The organism is Edaphocola aurantiacus (genome assembly GCF_019797745.1).
GTDB lineage: Bacteria > Bacteroidota > Bacteroidia > Chitinophagales > Chitinophagaceae > Edaphocola > Edaphocola aurantiacus.
Genome location: NZ_VOSI01000001.1, coordinates 224,922 through 246,917, shown reverse-complemented (window position 1 = coordinate 246,917; position 21,996 = coordinate 224,922). Strand labels below are relative to the sequence as shown.

Here is a 21,996-nt window from a genome sequence, read left to right as displayed (position 1 = left end):
TTTTGTTCTCTATTATGTTATTATGATTTTACTTTTGGTGCCGCCCGGGGGGGGCGCCGCAACACTTTTAATAAAACTTTCTTTTAGGTTTGCCGGTATTTTTAGACTCCGGTTTACCGGTTTGTCCGCCTTCTTGCTGAGGCTCTTTTTTACTGCCTTTGTATAATTCATATTCAAACAGGCGGCATTCGATCTTACTGTTATAAAACGGTATTCTGCGGCTGGCTTTCAGGCCTATTTTACGGGCCAGGTCCATAGTTCCGGTAAAGATGTAACCAGTATAACCTGCACATTTTTGTTTGAAGAAATCTCCTATGCGGGCGTAGGTATGCTCCAGTTCTTCCAGTTCTCCCAGACGATCTCCATATTCAGGATTCATAAATACGATGCCATCAGCATTCTGAGGTACTGTAGTTTCGGCAAAGTCGCATACCTCAAAGGTAATCAGGTCTTTAACCCCTGCAGCAATTGCATTCTTCTGTGCATTGATGATCGCATCATGGCTGATGTCCGACGCCACTACTTTCAGTTCCGGCAGGTCTATAATCTGACCTTCCAGTAAAGCATCTTCTGATTCATATACCGCCTCATCGTACCCTTTCAGGTGCATAAAGGCATAATTGGTACGGAAGAGGCCCGGTCTGCGGCGGGTTGCAATCAGCAAGGCTTCGATGGCCAGCGTTCCGGAACCACACATCGGGTTGATGAACGGGGTTTTATGATCCCACTTAGTTGTTAATATAGTTGCAGCAGCCAGTGCTTCCAGCATAGGTGCTCTGCCCGGTATTTTACGGTAGCCATGACGGCCTATAGAGTTACCAGTAGTATCGAGGAAGAGTTCTGCATCCTCATTCTTCCAGAACAGGTGCACCACCACGCCCCTCAGTTCGGCACCGGTATCGGGTCTCTGGCCGCTGCGTTTCCTGCACTGGTCCACAATCGCATCCTTCACCCGCAGGTTGGCAAACATATTATTGTTGATCGTAGGGTGCATTACATTGCTGGTGATGGAAAAATAACTGTCATCGTCCATAACAGTACTCCAATCGATCTGCGCCGTATTTTCATACACATCATCTGCATTATCAGCCTTGAATTTTTTCAGGCTGAATAATACCTGGCTGGCACAATGCAGATTAAGGTTCAGCTTGATACAATCATTCAGACTGCCTTGCAGCATGACGCCTGTCGGGAATGTTTGTGTTACCGCAAAGCCCAGGGCTTTAACTTCCCGCGTCAGGGCATCCGATAAATGTTTGTGGCAGGTAATGGTTATATTACTGTTATCTTGGAATGAAAGCATAAGAAAGACTATCCTCTTTTTTGAAAGAGAACGAACCTGCAAAATTTGCAAAAAAAAACGGCTATGACAAATGCTATTTTAAAGACTGGTGGTATGTCTTCAATCCGTCGATCGGACTTTTGACAATACTACCCACACTCAGACCGTATTGATCGATAACGCTGAGCAGCACATCTTTGAATTCGAAGGCTACTGATCCTACAAAATGAATAGGGTATTTCCAGCTTTCGCGGTATTTCAGCAGGTTTTTGGTGAAGAATTCCAGTAAGGTATCTTCGATAATGTTTTCGATCATATAATGCCCCCTGTGATCGGTCAGGAATTCGGTGAAGCTGGCCAGGTAACGATTGGCCAGGGGCTCTTTATATACTTTATGCAATACGCCCGGCAGGTCATTGCCATATTTATTGATAAATGCCTCGTGCAGATCGCCGTCAAATGTCTGGTAGAAGAAGTGTTGCAGTACTTTACGGCCCATAGCCGTTCCGCTGCCTTCATCTCCCAGTATATAACCTAAAGAGGGGTGTTGTTTGGTAATCTTGCTGCCATCATAGAAGCAGGAGTTGCTTCCGGTACCCAGTATGGCGGTTACACCTTTTTCCTGTTTGCAGGTCGCACGGGAGGCGCCCAGCATATCCGTATGCACAAAAACATCTTTAATGCCCAGGTGCTGTTTCAAGATAGAGGTCATGGTCTTCTGGTTCTGAGGGGCTTTTACACCTGCGCTGTAGAAGTACACTTCAGATATATCATCTTTAGCCTTACCCAGCTTCAACTCTCTCTGCAGCATATCCAAGCACTCCGTTTCGGTAATGAAGTACGGATTAATGCCACCGGTGGTCAGCTTTTTAGCTTTTTTTTCATCAAGCAAACACCACTCGGTTTTGGTTGAGCCACTATCGGCAATAAGTGTAAAGGACATAACAGCAGATTTGAAAAAGGTTGTAATTAGAGCCCTCAGCGGCCTCATATAATTAGTGCCTAAAGATAGTCAAGAAATCGGTCCTGCCAAATAAAAAGTACGCTTTCTGAACAGTTTTAGCAAAATTTAAAATTATCAACTCCCGGTCGGGGAAGTAGTATAAAATTGTATATTTGTGCACCAAATTAACGGTACAATAATTTTTATGTCAGAAACAGCAAAAAGAGTCATTAAAGCACCAACCGGAAGCACCTTGAATTGTAAAGACTGGGTTACAGAAGCGGCCTACCGCATGATCCAGAATAACCTGGACCCTGAAGTGGCAGAGCGTCCGGAAGACCTGGTGGTTTACGGTGGTATCGGTAAAGCAGCCCGTAACTGGGAGAGTTTTGATAAAATACTGGAATGCCTGAGAAACCTGGAAGAAGACCAGACTTTGATGGTACAGAGCGGTAAACCTGTAGGTATACTGCGTTCACATAAAGATGCCCCTAGAGTATTGATCGCAAACTCAAACCTGGTAGGCAAATGGGCAACCTGGGAGCACTTTCGCGAACTGGAAGCCAAAGGATTAATGATGTACGGGCAGATGACTGCCGGTAGCTGGATCTATATCGGATCTCAGGGTATTGTACAAGGTACTTATGAGACCTATTTATCCCTGGCTAATATGCACTATAATGGTACGCTGAAAGGAACCTTGAACGTTACTGCCGGTTTAGGTGGTATGGGTGGCGCTCAGCCCCTGGCCATCACTATGAACGAAGGTGTGTGTCTGGCTGCTGAGATCGAGCAATGGCGTATGGACAAGCGTATCGAAACCCGCTACCTGGATGAGAGCTATGCAGATATAGACCAGGCCATAGACCGCGCGTTACAAGCCAAAGAAAATAAAGAAGCCGTTTCTATCGGTGTATGCTGTAATGTAGTAGACCTGCTGCAGCGCCTGATTGATCGTAATATTACACCAGATACACTGACAGATCAGACCTCTGCACATGATGAGCTGATCGGTTACTTCCCTGAAGGACTGAGTGTTGAAGAGGCCAATACCTTAAGAGAACAAGATCCTGAAACATATAAGAGCCGCTCTCTGGATACCATGGCACACCATGTACGCCAGATGCTTGAATTACAGAAACGCGGCGCAATTACTTTTGACTATGGTAATAACCTGCGCGGACAGGCTAAGGATAAGCGTGGGGTAGAGAATGCATTTGACTTCCCGGGTTTCGTACCGGCTTATATCCGTCCGCTGTTCTGTGAGGGTAAAGGTCCGTTCCGTTGGGTAGCCTTAAGCGGCGATCCTGAAGATATTTATACTACTGACAAAGCACTGGCCGAATTGTTCCCTGAGAATGAAGGCTTACAGCGCTGGCTGAAACTGGCTAAGGATAAAATTGCCTTCCAGGGTTTACCAAGCCGTATCTGCTGGTTAGGTATGGGTGAGCGTGAGAAAGCTGGTCTGTTGTTCAACCAACTGGTAAGAGAAGGTAAAGTAAAAGCACCTATCGTAATCGGTCGCGATCACCTGGACTGTGGTTCAGTAGCCTCTCCTAATCGTGAGACAGAAGCGATGAAAGATGGTTCTGATGCTGTTGCTGACTGGGCTATCCTGAATGCACTGATCAATACTGCCGGAGGTGCCAGCTGGGTTAGCTTCCACCATGGTGGTGGTGTAGGTATGGGCTATTCCCTGCATGCCGGTATGGTAATTGTTGCCGATGGTAGTGCCGATGCTGATGCCCGCCTGAAACGTGTACTGCACAATGACCCGGCAATGGGTGTACTGCGTCACCACGATGCGGGTTATGAAACTGCTACGGAGTATGCCGATAACTTCGGACTGAATATCTGGAAATAAGCGCAAACTTATTCACCTCTAAATAATACAATATGATACTGACGACCACAACTGTATTAGAAGGCCATCCGGTTAAAGAGCACAAAGGCATTGTCTTTGGCGAAACGATTATCGGTGCCAACCTGTTTAAAGACCTGTTCGCCTCTATCCGTGATATCGTGGGCGGCCGTTCCGGCTCATACGAGCGTGTACTGGCCGAGGCCCGTGAGACCGCGCTGGAAGAGATGAAAGACCGTGCCCGCCAATTGGGTGCCAATGCCGTGATCGGGATTGATGTCGATTACGAGGTGGTCGGAGCCAATGGTAGTATGCTTATGGTAAGCGTATCCGGTACCGCTGTGGTTGTGTAGCAGATCATCATTAATAAATTACAACAAGGGCTCATCATTGATGAGCCCTTGTTGTATTATGTTCAATCGATTATACCATATCTGGTCTTAGTGTTCCTAAGCTGGCGCACGTGCCCTCGCGTGTGCCGGTTTATACCGTAACTGTTCTTAGTGTTCCGAAGGGCCACTAAGAACAACAAAATCTGGCCCGATTGTATCGGGCGTTCAGACATCATCCCGATGCAATCGGGATTAAACTTTATAGGCGGGAACATATACTTACCTATGCCTCAGCGAACGAGTTTCAGCTCCAGGCCCTCGCATGTACCGGTTCCGCAATGCAGCGGATAAATGATGTCAGACAGGTACAAAAAAAGCGCGCGTTCAATACGCGCGCCGGATAATACCTTTTTACTTTTACCTGTTGAATTAATCTAGCATCCTCCCTCGTCCTGGTAGATATTGATCTCTACCACTACATTATTGACCAGTTTAAAAGACAGGGAAGTCATTGCATCAAGGTCTTTCAGTACAAAATAGCTGATATTCTTAGAACGTTTTTCATTATCCTCTTCCCAACCCGCGTATACTTCAAAATTGCTGTAGTCCTTATACGTGTTCAGCAGTTCGTATCGGGTCGATCCTACGCCCATGCCGCTTTTGGTACGGAACTTGGCACTGGTAGTGCTCATATTGGTAATCACTTCTTTTTCCGGTTGGTTTTCACCCACATATTGTGTGTTGATCGTAACCTTCAGCAGTTCATTATTATACTTCACTACTGTTTCTCCTTTGTAATCATTTTTTTCTGTAGCGGTGAGCAGGGGCTTATGTGCCAGGGCCTCAGCCTCGGCCTTGTCCATAAATATTTTGAAGGGCCCGATTCTCAAGGTACTTAATTCCATATTGGCTTGCTGGGCAAAGGCTGGTATGGTACAGGCCAGCAACATAAGGAAGGGTAAAATGCGACGCATAATCTGGGTTTTTAGGGTTGATGTTACAGTAAAGATACTGCTGTTATGGGGCGCAAAGTAATCGAAAATATGTAAAAGGATTGTGAATAATTTTGTACTTTAGGGACCCTATTTTAATCATCATGAAAACAACATTATTACTAGCGGCCGGTTTGCTCAGTAGCCTGTATAGCACAGCACAGGATACGGCCAGAGTGGATATACTGCTGCTGAAACAGAAAGCGTACAAAAATACGGTTACTGCAGAGCTGGGTGGTCCCGGCGGATTGTATACACTCAGTTATGAACGGGCATTGCTGACCTGTCCGCCCAGGTTTCAGTTGTTTGCACAGGCGGGCGGTGCTTATAACCCTGATGGGTATAAAGGATACGCTGCGTTCTATCTGATGGTAAAAGGCAGCTACCAGGTGCATAACGGACATTATGCTGAACTGGGCCTGGGCTATATGATGGACGATTATGTGACCAGCCGGTTCTTTAATGATAAAACATCTTTATTATACAGTCTGAAAGGCGGATACCTGGCTACAAGACTGGGTTACCGTTACCAGAAGTACAATAGCCCCTGGTCTTACCGGGCCTCCTTTACACCACTGTACCTGCTGGATCGCTATACCGGTTCGGGCAGTATTAAATGGGAAAATGAAAGACGATTTTTACCCTGGGGTAGCATAGGAATAGGCTATTCATTCTAAAATAAAAGAGACAAAACACTTACAACCATGAAAAAGCTGATATTATGTGCCGGTTTGCTTTCTGCGACCAGTTCCTTTGCGCAGAAGAATGATGCACTGATTAAGGAGATAGAGGAGAACATTACAGCCATCAACCAGATGATCAAGTTTTCCGATACCCGTATCGCGATTACTGCCGGGCCAGGTAAATTTGACCCTGCCGATGAGCATAATTTTGAAAAATATACAGCCTATTCAGAAGAGCGGGTCAAGCGCTTTTTTGACTCCCTGTCTATGCAGACCAGGGTTATATATCCATATAACATCATCACAATAGATAATGACCATTTTGACCTGCTGACCCTCATGGGCAAAAGCAGTTCACATCATATGGATCATCCCGAAGAGAAGCCTGTATACATTCCCCAACAGGTTACCTTCCTGGATGGTACAAAGGCCGATGCCGCCGGTGTTTACTGTAGTCCTTATACTATCAGGCAGAAATATGCAACGACTGATCCGGATGGGGACTGGTTTGTCGATACCGCAAAACTGTCCGAAGTGGAGAAGTGGGTCTGGGCCGAGCAAAGCAGTTTTTATGAATCATTTGTACTCTATAACCCCAAACCGGTTAAGGACATTAGCTTTTCTATAGCATTGCCCCTGCGCAGCAGTACCAGCGATACCCTCGACCTGCAACATAAAACATTGAATACGCCTTTTGGTAGTATTGTATTGGATGACATTAAAGGTAACCAGGTATCCTGCATTATACCGGCTGAATTAGGAGAACAGGTAGAGGTGAAGGCATTATATAAAGACGGCAGAATACTGTCACAGAAGAGCTACAGCAGTCAGACCTCCCTGACCGAAAAGGGAAAAGCAGCCTTTCAGCAATTGATTACGGTACTGGAAGAAGCTAAAAAGAAAGTGCGTAATGGCGAACTAAAAGATCAGGCAGCCATGGAGGCTTATGTGCGGGCCAATGCAGCGACCGACGCAGGCGGCCTGCAGGAAAAAACCAGCCTGTACCAGTTTGCAGGACCGGTAAGCAGGGTCGTATTTATCCGGAGCGATACCAGCCTGAAGACCCGTACCCAGCAGGTGGTGTATAAGGTCAATTATTATAAAGGGGAGACGGGTTACTATGTTGCGGCTGATTTTGAGACCGGTAAAACGGGTATTCTGAATACTAAAGGGAAGTGGGTGGTAAAACCTGAGTTTGATGAATATTTCAGACCTCAGAACGCTTATTACTACTGGGATCAGATCGATGATCACGAAGCGACCTATTGGCTGGATCATAAAACGGAAACCCTGCATAAAGTGGCGTACCGGGTCGATGATCCTGAACTGTATGCCGGTAAGTATATGAAGATAGAACCTAAGGTGAATGGCAATATAGGACTGGTTGATGTGACTACAGGCAAGGAAGTGCTGCCGATGCAGCATGATTTCCTGCGCCTGGTTGGTGACCGCTACTGGAATGCCCGTATCGGCGACAATGAAGGGGTATATAATACGGACTTTACGGTACTGGTTCCTTTTGCATTTAATGATGTGAACTATACCGATGGCTTTTTCTATACCCGTACTGAAGATAATAAAGAGGATGTATATAACCTCAAAGGGCAAAACATTACCCAGGGCAAATACCAGGATATAGATGGCTACTTCGGGAACGGATTGTTATTGGTGGAGACGTATACTATAGGAACAGACAGGGTAGTGCGCAACAATAAGAAGTTCTTTATCGATACTTTAGGAAAGGTAAAGATTGCCCTAAAGGATATTGGGATGAGTGATGCGGAACCGTTCAGCAGTGGCCTGGCCAAGGTGCGTCACGCGGGTACGGATAAGTATGGGTATATCAATGCAGCGGGTAAGCTGGTATTGCCTTGCGTGTATACAGGAGCGCATGACTTTTTTGAACAGTCGGGGTATGCACTTGTCGAAGAGACAGGAGGAGCCCAAATGCTGATTGATAAGAAAGGGCAGGTGATCAAGAAACTGAGTGAACACTATCAGTCTATATACCGGGATAAGGAAAGTGGCCTGTTTCATATACGCCTCTATAACGGTAAGACATATGATGAATACGGAAAGCAGGTGACGGAAAAATAAGGGCACTCGTCATCGACGGGAGCAGGAAATGCCGGAATAATATTTCTATACATAATAATGGCGCGCCGAAAGGCGCGCCATTATTATGTATAGAAATACTGCTTAGCTTAAGAAGCCAGTACTTTTTCGATTGCTGTATCGTAAGTGTTTTTCCAGCTGTCAACAGTACCCCAGTTGTCACCACCGATCGTGATGGCACCTGCAGTAACCGTACCCAGTTTTTCAACCGGATGACCTGCTAATAACGCTTCGAAAGCAGCTGTCTGATCAGCAGCAACGCTCACTACTACGCGGCTTTGTGCTTCACCAAACAGGTATGCATCTTTACGGATACCATCTTTGTAATCGATCGCGAAGCCCAGGTTATTAGGCATGGCGCTTTCCAGCAGGCTGATGAACAGACCACCTTCGGTAATATCGTGTGCAGAACGGATCGCTTTCGCTTTGATCAGTTCCGCTACTTTGTTTTGTAAAGTTGCTTCTTCCTGCAGGTCGAAGTTCGGAGCAGGGCTGTGGGTAACATTGTTCAGTTTGAACAGGTACTCAGAACCGTTGATATCATTGCGGCTTTCACCCAGCATATAGATTACATCACCTTCATTTTTGAAATTCAGGGTCATTGCATTATCCATATGATCCAGCAGACCTACCATACCGATGGTTGGAGTAGGGTATACAGGACCGTCTTCGCTCTGGTTGTAGAAGCTCACGTTACCGCCGGTTACCGGGGTGTCGAACTGGATACAAGCATCACTCATACCTTTCAGGGCATGTACGAACTGATAGTATACCTCAGGGTTATAAGGGTTACCAAAGTTCAGACAGTTGGTAATAGCCAATGGCTGACCACCGCTACATACGATGTTACGGGCTGCTTCACTCACCGCGATCAGACCACCTACGTATGGATTCAGGAATACATAACGGCTGTTACAGTCTACAGTTACCGCCAGGGCTTTATCTGTACCGTGTAATCTTACCAGACCTGCATCACTAGGATTGTTGGTACTTGCATTTGCTGTACCTACCATGCTGTCATATTGCTCATATACCCAACGCTTGGAAGCGATATTAGGTTGTGCAACGATATTTTCAGCAACCGTTTTCAGATCAGTTGGTTCTGCAATAGTATTTTGATCGAAAGCATTTACCTGCTCGAAATATTTAGGTTCAGTGTACTCTCTGTCATATTGAGGAGCACCGCCACCTAATACCAGGCTCTCACCAGGTAAGTCAGCTGCTAATTCACCATCAATATAATATTTTAAGTTAGGACCTTCTGTTACCTGACCGATCAGTTCACAGTGGATATCCCATTTGTCGAAGATCGCTTTCATTTCTTCTTCACGACCTTTGTTCACCACGATCAGCATACGCTCCTGGCTTTCGCTCAGCAACATTTCCCATGCTTTCATGTTGGCCTGGCGTGTAGGCACTTTGCTCAGGTCGATATCCATACCGAAACCTTCTTTAGCGCTCATCTCAGAAGTAGAACAGCTGATACCGGCTGCACCCATATCCTGCATACCTACTACGATACCGGTTCCTACCAGTTCCATACAGGCTTCTAACAGTTTTTTCTCTTCGAACGGATCACCTACCTGTACCGCTGGTAATTGTTCCGCGCTGTCTTCAGTAATATCAGCAGAAGCGAAGCTCGCACCACCGATACCGTCTTTACCGGTAGCAGCACCTACGATGAATACCGGGTTGCCGATACCATGAGAGGTTGCAGAGAAGGTCTGACCTACTTTTACAATACCCACGCTCATCGCATTTACCAGAGGGTTAGTCTGATAGCAGTCTTCGAAGTATACCTCGCCCGCTACAGTAGGTACGCCAAAGCAGTTACCGTAGTGACCGATACCTTTTACCACACCTTTTAATAAGTGTTGTGTCTTTTTATTGTTCAGGTTACCGAAACGCAGAGAGTTTAATGCTGCGATAGGACGGGCACCCATTGTGAAAATATCTCTGTGGATACCACCAACACCGGTAGCTGCACCCTGGAATGGTTCAATTGCAGAAGGGTGGTTGTGGCTTTCAATTTTAAATACTACTGCCAAGCCGTCGCCGATATCGATCAGACCCGCATTTTCTTCTCCAGCAGCAACCATTACGCGTTTACCTTCTTTAGGTAACTTTTTCAGGTATTTGATGGAGTTTTTGTAGCTACAGTGCTCACTCCACATTACAGAGTACATTGCAGTTTCATTGAAATTAGGGGTACGACCCAATACTTGTTTAATGGCTTCGAACTCTTGTTCCTGAAGGCCTAATTGCTTGGCTTGTTCTAAAGTAGCTTCCATATTTATATTTAACAAAGCAGTAATATGTACCGCCGGTACGATTTGAAAGAGCAAAGATAATTCAGTTTTTGCTTATAAAGAAGTGTGATTTAGGGTTTTTGGCCGTATTGAGCCGGATAAATGTATATATTCGGCTTTATATTCAATGTGAGGGAAATATGAAGTATTTACAATCGAGAATAGCGAGGATATGCATTAGTATATGTATTGCAGGCCCAGTGGCAGAAGTGATACGCCTGGCCCTGGGTGGCGACCCGACCCGCGCCCGGATGCTTATCGTCACTTTTGTCTTATTTGCGGTTAGCTATATTATCTTATCCTCCGTCGTCAAAAGATCGCGGGAAACGGTATGATATAAAAAGAGCAGATTCTCAGAAGCTGCTCTTTTTATTACTTATTTTTTGAACTAATATTATTGAATGGTCACCTGTATGCCTTCACTATGGCTGCTGAACTCCGGTGCATACATACATTGCGCTGTAGTAATGCCGTTGGAGAACGTTCCTTTCTGGTTAGCGATCACCTGGTATTCGAATACATAAGTACCCTTGTTCAGGCGGTCGATAAAGAAATGGCTGGCCAGGTCGCGGGTCGATTCATAATAACCCAGTCCGTTGTTGTAGCGGTAGCCGCTCAGCACATTTACCGGTTCAAAACCTGCGGCACGCATATCTTTCAGGTGCACATAATCCATACTGCGATCGGCACGGATAATGACCCTTACGGTTACTTTATCACCCACTTTGATAGGGCTTTTAGCTGTAATCGGGGTCAGCACCGGACCTCTGTCGCTGTTACGGCTTACAAACAATTGCTTTTCGATCTGTAACGGCATGTTTTCATTTGCAGCAGAACTGATCTTGCTCATGTTCTCGAAGTACTGCCAGTAAGCAGCGCCCCAGCCAATGGCATTTTGTGCGCCTGCACTATTCTGAACGGTAACGGAAAGGTTACCCATATCTGCCGATACTTCAGTACCCGGAATACTTTGTTTGAAATAACCGGTACCAGCTTCCTGCTGCATCTGAGCAGATTCAATGGTTTTGCTACCCGCTTTGATGGTTACTTTAGGTTCATTTTGTAACCAGGCAGCATTACCGGACAATAAAGCATAACAGGCATCAGCCGTAGCAGTAGTTGTGCGCCAGTTCTGGGTTTGCTTTTGTTTCAGTAACCAGATGTTCATCTGATCTACAGAGGCCTGGTCGTTCATGATCTCTTTATACGCCTGTATCATTAATGCCTGCGTTTCTACCGGAGCTTCATACCACCAGTAGCCCGGATTATTCTTCCAGTACATACCGGTCTCCTTATTACGTATGGCTCTTTCAGACAAAGAGGTCAGTATTGATTTTGCTGCGATGACTTCTTTGGTACGGAACAAGCTCAGGGCAATCATACCCTGCATATAATTGTTCTGTTTAGTCCAGTATTTTTTGCCCTGGTCCAGGTAGTAACTAAATGCAGTTAGGGTTGCGGCATCTTTTTTAATCATCGGGAAGGCGCTGCGCAGGAACAGGTACTGCACCTGTGTCTGGCTGATGTGCTCCTCTTTCAGTTTTTCTTTCTTGATCTCTTTGTACTCTTTCACAATCGCCCCATCCAGGTATTGCAGTCCTTTTGTAACGATCTGATCTATGCGATTGGTTTGTGCCGTAGATACATTCAGCTGTTGCAGTTTCGCGATACCGGTCAGGATATATTGAGTGATATAGCGATCTGCACGCATGCCTTCAAACCAGGAGAAGGAACCGTCGTTGTTTTGCATCTTGCCCAGTTTGTCCAGGCTTTTGTTCAACTCTGCTGCCATTTTATGGGTAGCAAACAATTTCGCGATATTACGTTTCTGCTCCTGTTCGCTCTGTGCTTCCAGTACCCATGGGGTTTCTTCCAGCAGTGCGCTTTTCAGTTCCTGGTTTTTCGACAGGTTAGAGAGCAGGGCAGTCGTATCTTCCGTACTCCATTTATCAAAGATCGCTTTGATCTTTGGTGTCTGTGCTACAATATGAGCGGCCAGTGCATTGGCATAAAAACGGTTGAAGGTCTGTTCGGCACATTCGTACGGATATTCCATCAGGTAAGGCAATGCCTGTACCGCGTACCAGGCCGGGTTGGCCGTATACTCAATCGTCAGTCCTTTATGTACCAGGCTATTGCTTTGGTTGGATTGCAGGAGTTTATCCAGGGTAAAGGTTGTGGTACCATCACCTTTTACCGGCATCGGCAGGGTTTCGGTAACCAGCATACGATTGGTCACTACCGGTATGGTGTGCGACTCTCCATCGCTAAAGCTTCCTGCCTGTGCCACGATACTTACCGCAACCGGTTCGTAAACAGATTGTGGTACATTCAGGGTAAAGCTAACTGGTACATTGTCTCCTGCAGCTACAGTGAACGGTTTGCTGCTATTGGACTGGCCAAAGGCTTTATCCAGCGGCTGACCGGTCAGTGCATTTACAAATGAAATAGTGGCCGTGCCTTTTAGTTCCTTGCCACTCAGGTTACTGATCTTCGCACTCAGCACCATCTCATCTCCCTGACGGAAGAAGCGAGGCACATTTGGGGTCACCATCAGCTCTTTCTGAGTTTTGATCTTACCGTCCAGGTAGCCGGTTTTCCAGTCTTTGGTATGGGCGAATGCCATGAACTTCCATTCTGTCAGGGCTTCCGGCATCGTAAACTTCAGTACCACATTACCTTGCTCATCCGTATGCGTTTGCGGCATAAAGAAGGCGGTTTCTTTCAGATTGGTGCGTGGGCTAACTGTAGGCTCAGGTTTTGGCTCCGTCTGTCCACCAGCTTTTTCATCGGCTGCAGCCGGAGCGGCAGCCGCCGCGTCTTCTGATTCAGCATTAGCATTTCTACTTACGGGTCTTTTCGCTATTTCTTTCGCTGTTACTGTATTTATTGCGCCTACATATGATCGGGCATCGAGTCTAGCACCGTAAACGGTTACTTCATCGTATGCCCTATTGAATTGCAGATAACCAAAAAGTGAAGGGTATACTTTAGTATATGGGTTAATAGTGTTATCCGAAGAATAAACACTTGCCTGGTTTTGTCCGAAAGAGATGCTTCCCCAGTTACCATAGAAATACTTATGCGGCTGCAGCAGATCCCAGCTCCAATTATGCGGTTTCAATGCATCTAATGAAGCATCGTACAATGTGGCCATCATTTCTGCAGCTACTTTGTCTTTCTGCGTTCCGCTGATGGTCAGTGTCCATTCTTCGGCAGCACCGGGTTGTAATTTATCGCGGTGGGTAGCCCAGCTCAGTTGCAACTCTTTATTACTCCAGGGCACATTGATCTGTTCTGAACCAGAGTAAAAACGGTTCTGGTATACATATGCCCAGCTGGTATAGGCACCGCCACGATCAGCTTCGGTAATCTGCTGGCGAACGGATTTATCTGCTGCCAGGGTCAATTGTTTATTCCAGCTGTTGTATTGCAATAAGTGTGCTTTATTATATGCCGGTACGACCCATTGTTTCCATTGCTGTCCCGGTTCATATTTGTCCGCATCATTTTTAATGAACAGTGCAAACTCTTTTTGTTCCGGTTGTTTTTCATTCCAGATAAATACATATTTCTTTTCTGTAACAGCCTTGCCATTATGATCCTTAGTATTGATCTCAATGAGGTAGTAGCCTGTTTGCTTCCAGATGTCATTTTTCGTTTGTAAGGTATTGCCCTCTTCTGTAGTATACTGATGTTCCCATACTACATTAGTCACAGTCCTGTTTTCCGGTTTCCATTCCTCACCATACATGTCATTCGGGAATGCCGTATGAAACTCATTTTCCTTCAGTATAAAGTCTGTAGGAGCCTCCCAGAGGCGCTCGCGGTAAAAATGATCCGGTGATTTTAGTTGAGATACTTTAATCGAAACGGGAGCCGGAGTGAATACACCGTTCAGGTTTTCGGTACGGATCGACAGTTTGCTTAACTGCTCAGGTGTACTTTGAGCCGGTATATTAGCATCCAGGATAATACCCGTATAGCCTGCAGAAAAATAACAGGTGCTGCTGCGGGTTTCTCCGTTTATATCTGTGATATCTGCTGTTATTTCATACTGGAATACCGGTTCTGCATCGGCAGGAATACTGGCATCAGGCATGGCTTTGAAGCTGATGCTGAAATTGCCGGCTGCATCTGTTTCTGTGGTGCCATTGGTCATTTCCTGCTGTCCGGAGGACATCGGGAAGCCCCATCGGCTGGCTCTCCAGAAGTAAGGGAAGCGGGTACGGCGCACTACGCGGTACTGTACCTGTGCATTGCTGATGCTGTTGCCTGCATATGCTATTGCTTTACCTTTTATAGTTACCTGGTCATTCAGTGCATAGTTGTTTTTTACGGTATCAAATGATACCTGGAATTTAGGACGTTTATATTCCTCTACATTAAAGTATACGGCACCTTCATCTGTCTGGATAAACATGGTACCGGTCAATCCCGATTCCGGTGCGATAAAGCTGCCGGAGAATGAACCATACTCGTTTGTTGTCAGTGTGATGTCTTTAATCATCTGACGGTTTACATCCCTGAAGGTAACAGTAACCGATTTGTTGGCAACAACGTTGTTTACTCTGTTGTCATAAGATGATTTAAGGCTGATGCCTTTGAAATAAACCGTCTGTCCCGGACGGTAAATGCTCCGGTCGGTAAACATGAAATCCTGGTAACGGTCTTTTTTGTTTTCGGTATAGTTACGATCATACTCTATCAGGCTTCCCGCTTCGTTTTGCAGGATCAGGCGATCCTGTCCCTGAACTAATTCAAACAGGGTGTTATAATCCACTGTACGATTAGATACCGTATTGTTCAACAGACCATCTTTTCCTGATTTCGCCAGGGATATCCATTTGTCTTTTTTATATTGTAAGGTAGCATTTTCTACAGGCGTACCCTTTTCCCGATCCAGTATATATACTTTTGATGTAGTGCCTGAACGGTAATCATTAGGGCCTTTAACAATACTAAGGTTGCTTACCTGGAAATAGTGGTACAGTGTATCCATAACAGGATTGCGCATGATCAGTACATATTGTCCCATAGGCAGGGCATCGATCTTAATCTCTGCGCGATGTGCTTTCAGGTCATCACTGTTCGGCAATACCTGTTGCCAGGTACGCAACGATTTCGCTTTCAGGTTTGGATGCTGACCGATAAAGTCCTCTGCACTTAATTTATAGAGCATCATTTCGATGTTACCGACATTTTTATAGCCGACAGATGCCAGTACAGGCTGTTCCGGTATCTGCACAGATTGCATATTAACGGACAGCTGTTTGCTATTGAGTGCATCCAGCAGGTTCCGTGCATTGGCGGCCCCTTCTGATTTTGGATAAGCAGTGATAATTGCTGCCAGACTGGAGGCCAGTGCTTTCAGGTCTACCTGGTCTGTACGCTTAATACCAGCGTTGTGAGCACGATTCTGTTGCTCCTGGTACTGATTGTACTTTTGTTGTTGGAACAGGAACATGGCCTGTGCCACATCATCCTGTTTGCTTGCCCGGTTTATAATCTGCTCCAGCGCCTTACTGTACAGTGCATCTTTATCGGGCAGGGTACTGTAGGTGTGCACAAAACCCAGTCGCAGCAGGTCTGCATCGATCAGTGCATCGTTATTTTTCAGTGCAATCTGTCTCTGTATCACTTCCTGGTACAGTTTCAATGCCTGGAAGTGTAGTGCGGTATTGTCTTTATGTTCCAGTTTCATGGATGCAAATGTTGCTGCATCGGCAAAATAGCTAGCCTCATTCAGCTGGAACGCATAAGCCGGTTTGGTGATGGTGCGTTCATCATTGGAGAAATAGTCAATCGCATCAAAAACCAGTACATCGTACAGGTATGGTCTTAAATGGGCTGTATGTTCTCCCTTGGAAATAATAGCACTGTAATCTCTGGTCAGGATGTTGCGCAGGGCATCCCTGTCTTTCAGCGATATTTTATACAATTGAGTGATGGTATCATGCAGGACATTGACATCCCAGGTGGCCACATCTGCGCTTTGTTGTTGTGCAGATTGGGTGCGGCCGTAGATTGTATATCGGTTGGCATTTAGATAACTCAGGTATGCTTTTGCCGTGGCATTGGCCCAGAGGGCTTTTTGTACCGGGTCTGTGGCTGCTGCCAGTTGCTTTTCGCTGGCTTTTATGGCTAGTACGTCAGCGTGTTCTTCCTGGTTCAGCATCATGAGCCAGGTTTGCGCTTTGATGATCTGAGGTTCATCCTGTATGGATTGTGCCTTTTTGAGGATGTCCTGCACTATTTTCTGTGCAGACTGCGGCCGGCCGATCTCCTGGAACGAGTCAACCTTTTTCCACGAAGGTTCGTAATCATACATTTTAAGAGGAGCGGATTTTTGAGCAAAGGCATGACTACCCAACAACAGCATGCCGCTGATGAGGATACGAATGTGCTTGTTCATAGTTAAATTTTAAGGATCAGTAGTATTTACAAATGTAAGGATGTTTTTTTGCGCTGAATTCCACATTATTTCCTATTTTGTTACCGATTTTATAACATATTACGGTACATCACATGCTTGATAACCTTTTCAGAAAGAAAACCATCGCACAGCTGAAGCAGACTGCAGATCATTTTGAGGCTGCAGAACACCAGCATATGAAGAAAAGCCTTAATGTACGAGACCTCACCATGATGGGTGTGGCTGCGGTCATAGGCGCGGGTATATTCAGCACTATCGGGGATGCGGCTTTTAAAGGCGGACCAGGGGTGATTCTTCTTTTTATCATTACAGCCATTACCTGTGGCTTTACGGCATTATGCTATGCAGAGTTCTCTGCACGCATTCCCTTGTCGGGTAGTGCCTATACTTATTCTTATGTCGCCTTCGGAGAGGTACTGGCCTGGATTATAGGCTGGGCGCTGATCCTGGAGTATGCCATTGGTAATATAGTAGTAGCCATCAGCTGGAGCGGCTATTTTAATAATATGCTTAAGGCGGTAAATATACACTTGCCGGCCTGGCTTATATCTGATGGAAAAACAGCAAAAGCGGCCTTTACTGCCGGACTGACTAATATACCGGCACAGGCCTGGAAAACCGCGCCTGTACTGGGCGGCATGCGTATTATCATGAACCTGCCTGCATTTGTAATTGTGGTACTGGTGACGATTCTGGCCTATATCGGTATTAAGGAAAGTAAGCGCAGTGCCAATGCTATGGTGGTGGTAAAGCTGGTGATACTGGTACTCGTTATCGGAGTAGGAGTCTTTTATGTCAATTCAGATAATTACACGCCTTTCCTGCCGAATGGTTTTACCGGAGTGTTATCCGGTGTGTCTGCCGTGTTCTATGCTTATATTGGTTTTGACGCGATCTCGACAACTGCAGAAGAGTGTAAGAATCCGCAGCGCGATATGCCTCGCGGGATGCTGTATTCATTATTGATCTGTACGGTTATTTATGTGGTGACCGCATTGGTGATTACAGGTATGGTACACTACAGCAAGTTTCAGCATGTAACTGATCCGCTCGCATTTGTATTTGAGGCAATCAATAAACCGATTCTTGGTAAAATTATTTCATTCAGTGCAGTAGTCGCTGCGACCAGTGTAATGCTGGTGTTCCAGATTGGCCAGCCGCGCATATGGATGAGCATGAGCCGTGACGGATTATTGCCTTCCCGTTTTGGTAAACTACATCATAAATATAAAACCCCTGCTTTCTCCACTATTATTACAGGCCTTATTGTAGCCATACCTGCACTGTTTATCGATGCCAATATTGTGACAGAACTGACCAGTATCGGTACTTTATTTGCATTTGTGCTGGTATGTGGTGGGGTATTGCGCCTGCCGAAAGCCGCGCCGGAACAGAAGTTTAAGCTGCCTTATATCAATTCCAGATATGTAATGCCGCTTTTATTCGGCGTATTTTTATTCTTTGCCTGGGATAAATTTCATGAAACGTACCGCCACCTGTATACTGCAGGTTACCGTGATGTATTGTTCATGCTGTTTGTACTGCTGGCCTTCTGCATCTCAGTATATGCCATATGGAAGCAATATACCGTTGTGCCTGTACTGGGCTTGTTATGCTGCCTGTACCTGATGATTGAGATTCCGCAGCAGAGCTGGATGGTATTCATCGGCTGGATGCTGTTCGGACTGACCATTTACGGGATATACGGATACCGAAAAAGTAAATTGCGTGCTGCTAATGCAGAATAGCCTGTAAGACCTCCAGCGAACGTAAGGGCTTGAAGTGGCTGTCGTGTGTCTGCAGGAAATGAAGATAACCTTCCAGTATGAACCGGCGATCCTGTGCCGGAGCCTGAATAGCCGTAAATGCATTCAGGTTTTCAGCTTCAAGAAAGCGGCTGGTAAGTGCTGAAATGTCATTGTCAAATATAGGTAAGGCAATGCCAATGGCGTGCTGGAAGCGTCCTTCGTAAGTATTCAGGTAGCAGTCTGCTGCACTATAATTGTTCTGGATGGCATAACCCATGATCTGCGCTGTTTGTATCAGGAAGTATAATGGCAGATTGGTCAGCTCGTTGTCCGAAGCCTCATCCAGGTATTTGAAAAATGATAAAGCAAATTCATACAGATCCTGCTGCTCATCTTCCGTAACCAGGAAGTTGGAAAGTACTTCAACGCAGAACAGCAGGATGCTGTTCTTGACAATATGCTCTCCCAGGGTATTGTAGAAATAACCCAGTTGAAACTCTTTTATATACTGTAAATTTTTGGTGGGTTGCCGGTATACCTGCAGATCCAGGATATAGCCCGGTCGCAGGATATTACCTTTTCTGCTGTTCTTTTTGTCAGATCGTACCCCTTTGACCAGGTAAGATTGCAGCCCGAATACCTCTGTGAAAATACTACAGATAATACTGGTGTCTCCGTACTTTACCGTACGCAGTACGATGCCGCCGGTTGCTGAAATCATGATGTGTGGTTATTCGTGGATGATGAATTTGCCGGTTGCTTTCTGTGTGCCGTCTTTGCTGACAACAAACACCAGGTATACTCCGGATTGTACTTTGCGTCCGGTATAGTCTTTTCCATTCCAGGCAATTTGTCCGCCGGTTGAGGTACCCTGGTATACCAGCTGACCATTAATGTCTGTAATTTTTACATTGGAGGCAGCAGTCATACCCTTAATTGCGATATTGCCGTTATAACCCGATGGTACTGGGTTCGGGAACACAAACAATGGCTTGGTTACCGTGCCGCCGGCCTCAGTAGCCGCACCTCCGAAAGAACATAAACCTTTATCTGTACTTACGAATACTGTACCTAAAGTAGGATCAATATCAATATTAATGATCGTATTGGACAGTAACGGGCTATTCGCTTCTGTATATTGAGCAATAATATCTTCGGCATCTTCAGATAAGAGGAACAGGCCCACATCCGTTCCGACCCATTTACGGTTGCCACCATCTATGGCAATTGCATTGACTGCAATTCCTTCAAACATGTAGTTGGCAAAATTGTAGCCTTCTGTCTGCAGGGGTTTCAGGTAGGCATCACAAATACCATTGCGGATATCCAGGTCACAGTTATAAATAGCAATACCACTGCTGGTACCTACCCATACAGAGCCATCTTTATCTTTAGCCAGACTTAATACTCTGTTGTTCGGCAGGTTACCGGATCCTGCACCACTTCTTAAGACTACACTGCGGTCATCATTAATATTTTCGAGGGTATTATTATCATTATAAATAGCCAGACCACCACCGGTTGTACCTGCGGCAAACCACTTCTGGCCCAGATCATCAATCAACAGAGAGGCACCATGATTCACCCCGTTTACGCGGTAGCTATACCAGTTGCCGGCTTTGGTTTTTACCCTAAGTACATTCTGTACCGTACTTTGCGTGATCCATAAATTATTATCGCCATCCAGTGCAACATCTGTGCAACGGTAGCTGGCAGTATCGCCACCCATATTAGACTCCAGGTATCCCTGTTTGTATACGGTAATACTGTTGTTTTTATCAATCTTGGCAATGCCACCGTTATACATGGCTACATAAACATCAGCACTGCTTTGGTCTTTAACAATGTTTAAGGCATCGGTAAAGGCAAATGGACTGCTGGTTGCCGCCAGCATATCCCATTTAAAGGGGCGCCAGTCCCCGTTATTGTAATGGGCTACATAATCCTGGTTCAGCTTCACAAACCAGTCAGAGAGGCCACGGGCACCATGTGCCAGCCAGAATTCTCCGTTATTGGCCCATACCCCATAAGCGCCATTGGTATAAGGTCCGGCAGGATTTGTAGAGGTCCAATCGTTAGGATTGCCATTTACACTACGGCTTTTCAGACCGGCATAGCCGTCAGAAGACCAGTATTTGCCATCGCCGGAATCCATAAATGTATTGGCGTAAAAATTAGGTATAGAGTCCTGCACGGCACCGGTAGCATCTATTTTAACTACATATGGAGCCGCACCGTTATTGCCCTGGGTCAGTACCCATAAATGGCCGTCGCTTGCAGGTTGCAGCCTTATGATATTATTATTGCTGCTGTGTATAAGGACTGGTACATTGCTCTGTAATTTATATATCCCCTCACCACTTACGGCATATACATTATCTCCGCTCTTGCAGACAGATGTAAAATTATTACTGCTGATGTGTTCCCAGCTGGCATAGTTAACCATCAGGGGATTGGTCGTCAGGGTATGAAATAAGCCTACACTTGTGGCTGCATATATATCTGTTCCTGAACCTGAGGATGCTCTGTTTAAGCCCTGAGCTGTTCCTTCGAAGAAGGGTACGGTCTCTTTAATTTCTCTTTTTGTGAGGTTTACGACCAGCAGTCCGATACCGGTACTGATATAAGCATGGCCATCACTGCAATACAGGTCATATATGGTCTTGTCACCTGCTACAGTGGTTATTTTGAAATCAGGAATATTGTAAAACTGTCCGTCTTTAAACAGATCAATATTGCCATTCTGATAGATGAGTACGGCCATTCCTGTACTGACATCATATCCTACTTTAGCCATATCTACATCACTCATGCCATTGGCCTTGCTGTATGCGCTTACCCCTCCGTCTTTAGTATTATAAGTAAAGAAGGCAGATGTTGAAACACAGAAAAAGGTTGTACCATCGCTGTCAAAATCAAGAACTGTACCATAAGGCAGGTACGTATTCCACTGGCCAACAGGAGGACGTAACTGCTGCGCGGAGGCTGGTGCCGGAGCAGTAACAGAGGCTAAAATGCTGAATGCGGCAGTATACAGTAGCGGTAACTTGATCATATGGTCAAAAATACGGTTTTTCTGCTTTAAACCGTGCGTTAAACTAACGTATACATAAGCCTTATTGGTATATCTGGCCTGTATTCTTTATGGAAATATATTAACGAAACAAAAACGGACTTACGTTAAATTTTGTGGATTAACTCGTGTCTAAAACCACGATTTGTTATTTTTGTTATCAGACTGTACTGGTTTGCCAGTTTGGTACTATAAAACATATCCACCCCTAAAAATAAAAAT

The 21,996-nt window shown here is 45.5% G+C and carries 12 protein-coding genes; 5 read left to right on the top strand and 7 right to left on the bottom strand.

Annotated elements, in window-relative coordinates; all coding sequences use genetic code 11:
- Positions 1-67: 67 nt before the first annotated feature.
- Together FTD44_RS01000 and FTD44_RS00995 are read right to left on the bottom strand one after the other, a co-directional pair.
- Positions 68-1,303 carry a THUMP domain-containing class I SAM-dependent RNA methyltransferase gene (locus FTD44_RS01000; protein WP_222164761.1) on the bottom strand — a complete coding sequence of 412 codons (1,236 nt, stop codon included), beginning with the start codon at positions 1,301-1,303 and terminating at the stop codon, positions 68-70.
- A 73-nt stretch (positions 1,304-1,376) separates the two neighbouring features.
- Positions 1,377-2,225 carry a BadF/BadG/BcrA/BcrD ATPase family protein gene (locus FTD44_RS00995; RefSeq protein ID WP_129021094.1) on the bottom strand — a complete coding sequence of 283 codons (849 nt, stop codon included), beginning with the start codon at positions 2,223-2,225 and terminating at the stop codon, positions 1,377-1,379.
- Positions 2,226-2,430: 205 nt separating this feature from the next.
- Here FTD44_RS00995 and hutU point away from each other — a divergent pair, with 205 nt between their 5' ends.
- Positions 2,431-4,089 (top strand): urocanate hydratase, encoded by a 1,659-nt coding sequence (gene hutU / locus FTD44_RS00990; RefSeq protein WP_129021095.1) that lies wholly within the window; start codon positions 2,431-2,433, stop codon positions 4,087-4,089.
- A gap of 32 nt (positions 4,090-4,121) precedes the next feature.
- Positions 4,122-4,439, top strand: a complete 318-nt coding sequence (locus tag FTD44_RS00985; protein ID WP_129021096.1) for a heavy metal-binding domain-containing protein — start codon at positions 4,122-4,124, stop codon at positions 4,437-4,439.
- A gap of 413 nt (positions 4,440-4,852) precedes the next feature.
- Here FTD44_RS00985 and FTD44_RS00980 read toward each other — a convergent pair whose 3' ends face one another.
- Positions 4,853-5,392: a hypothetical protein gene (locus FTD44_RS00980; protein ID WP_222164760.1), complete on the bottom strand. Its 540-nt coding sequence runs from the start codon at positions 5,390-5,392 to the stop codon at positions 4,853-4,855.
- Between the two features lie 122 nt (positions 5,393-5,514).
- Here FTD44_RS00980 and FTD44_RS00975 point away from each other — a divergent pair, with 122 nt between their 5' ends.
- Positions 5,515-6,087 carry a hypothetical protein gene (locus tag FTD44_RS00975; protein ID WP_222164759.1) on the top strand — a complete coding sequence of 191 codons (573 nt, stop codon included), beginning with the start codon at positions 5,515-5,517 and terminating at the stop codon, positions 6,085-6,087.
- A 27-nt stretch (positions 6,088-6,114) separates the two neighbouring features.
- Positions 6,115-8,190, top strand: coding sequence for a WG repeat-containing protein (locus FTD44_RS00970; RefSeq protein WP_222164758.1), 2,076 nt, complete (start codon positions 6,115-6,117; stop codon positions 8,188-8,190).
- Between the two features lie 107 nt (positions 8,191-8,297).
- On the opposite strand, the gene purL is transcribed toward FTD44_RS00970, so the two are convergent.
- Positions 8,298-10,499, bottom strand: coding sequence for a phosphoribosylformylglycinamidine synthase subunit PurL (gene purL / locus FTD44_RS00965; RefSeq protein WP_222164757.1), 2,202 nt, complete (start codon positions 10,497-10,499; stop codon positions 8,298-8,300).
- Between the two features lie 412 nt (positions 10,500-10,911).
- Complete coding sequence (locus FTD44_RS00960) at positions 10,912-16,932, bottom strand: alpha-2-macroglobulin family protein (RefSeq protein ID WP_222164756.1); 6,021 nt, start codon at positions 16,930-16,932, stop codon at positions 10,912-10,914.
- Positions 16,933-17,045: 113 nt separating this feature from the next.
- On the opposite strand from FTD44_RS00960, the gene FTD44_RS00955 reads away from it, so the two are divergent.
- Positions 17,046-18,701, top strand: coding sequence for an amino acid permease (locus FTD44_RS00955; RefSeq protein ID WP_222164755.1), 1,656 nt, complete (start codon positions 17,046-17,048; stop codon positions 18,699-18,701).
- On the opposite strand, the gene recO is transcribed toward FTD44_RS00955, so the two are convergent.
- The gene (gene recO, locus FTD44_RS00950) at positions 18,688-19,422 is read right to left on the bottom strand and encodes a DNA repair protein RecO (protein WP_222164754.1); all 735 of its coding nucleotides are present in this window, start codon (positions 19,420-19,422) and stop codon (positions 18,688-18,690) included. The genes FTD44_RS00955 and recO overlap by 14 nt on opposite strands.
- Before the next feature lie 9 nt (positions 19,423-19,431).
- On the bottom strand, positions 19,432-21,756 hold the full coding sequence (gene porZ / locus FTD44_RS00945) for a type IX secretion system anionic LPS delivery protein PorZ (protein WP_222164753.1): 2,325 nt from the start codon (positions 21,754-21,756) through the stop codon (positions 19,432-19,434).
- Positions 21,757-21,996: the final 240 nt, after the last annotated feature.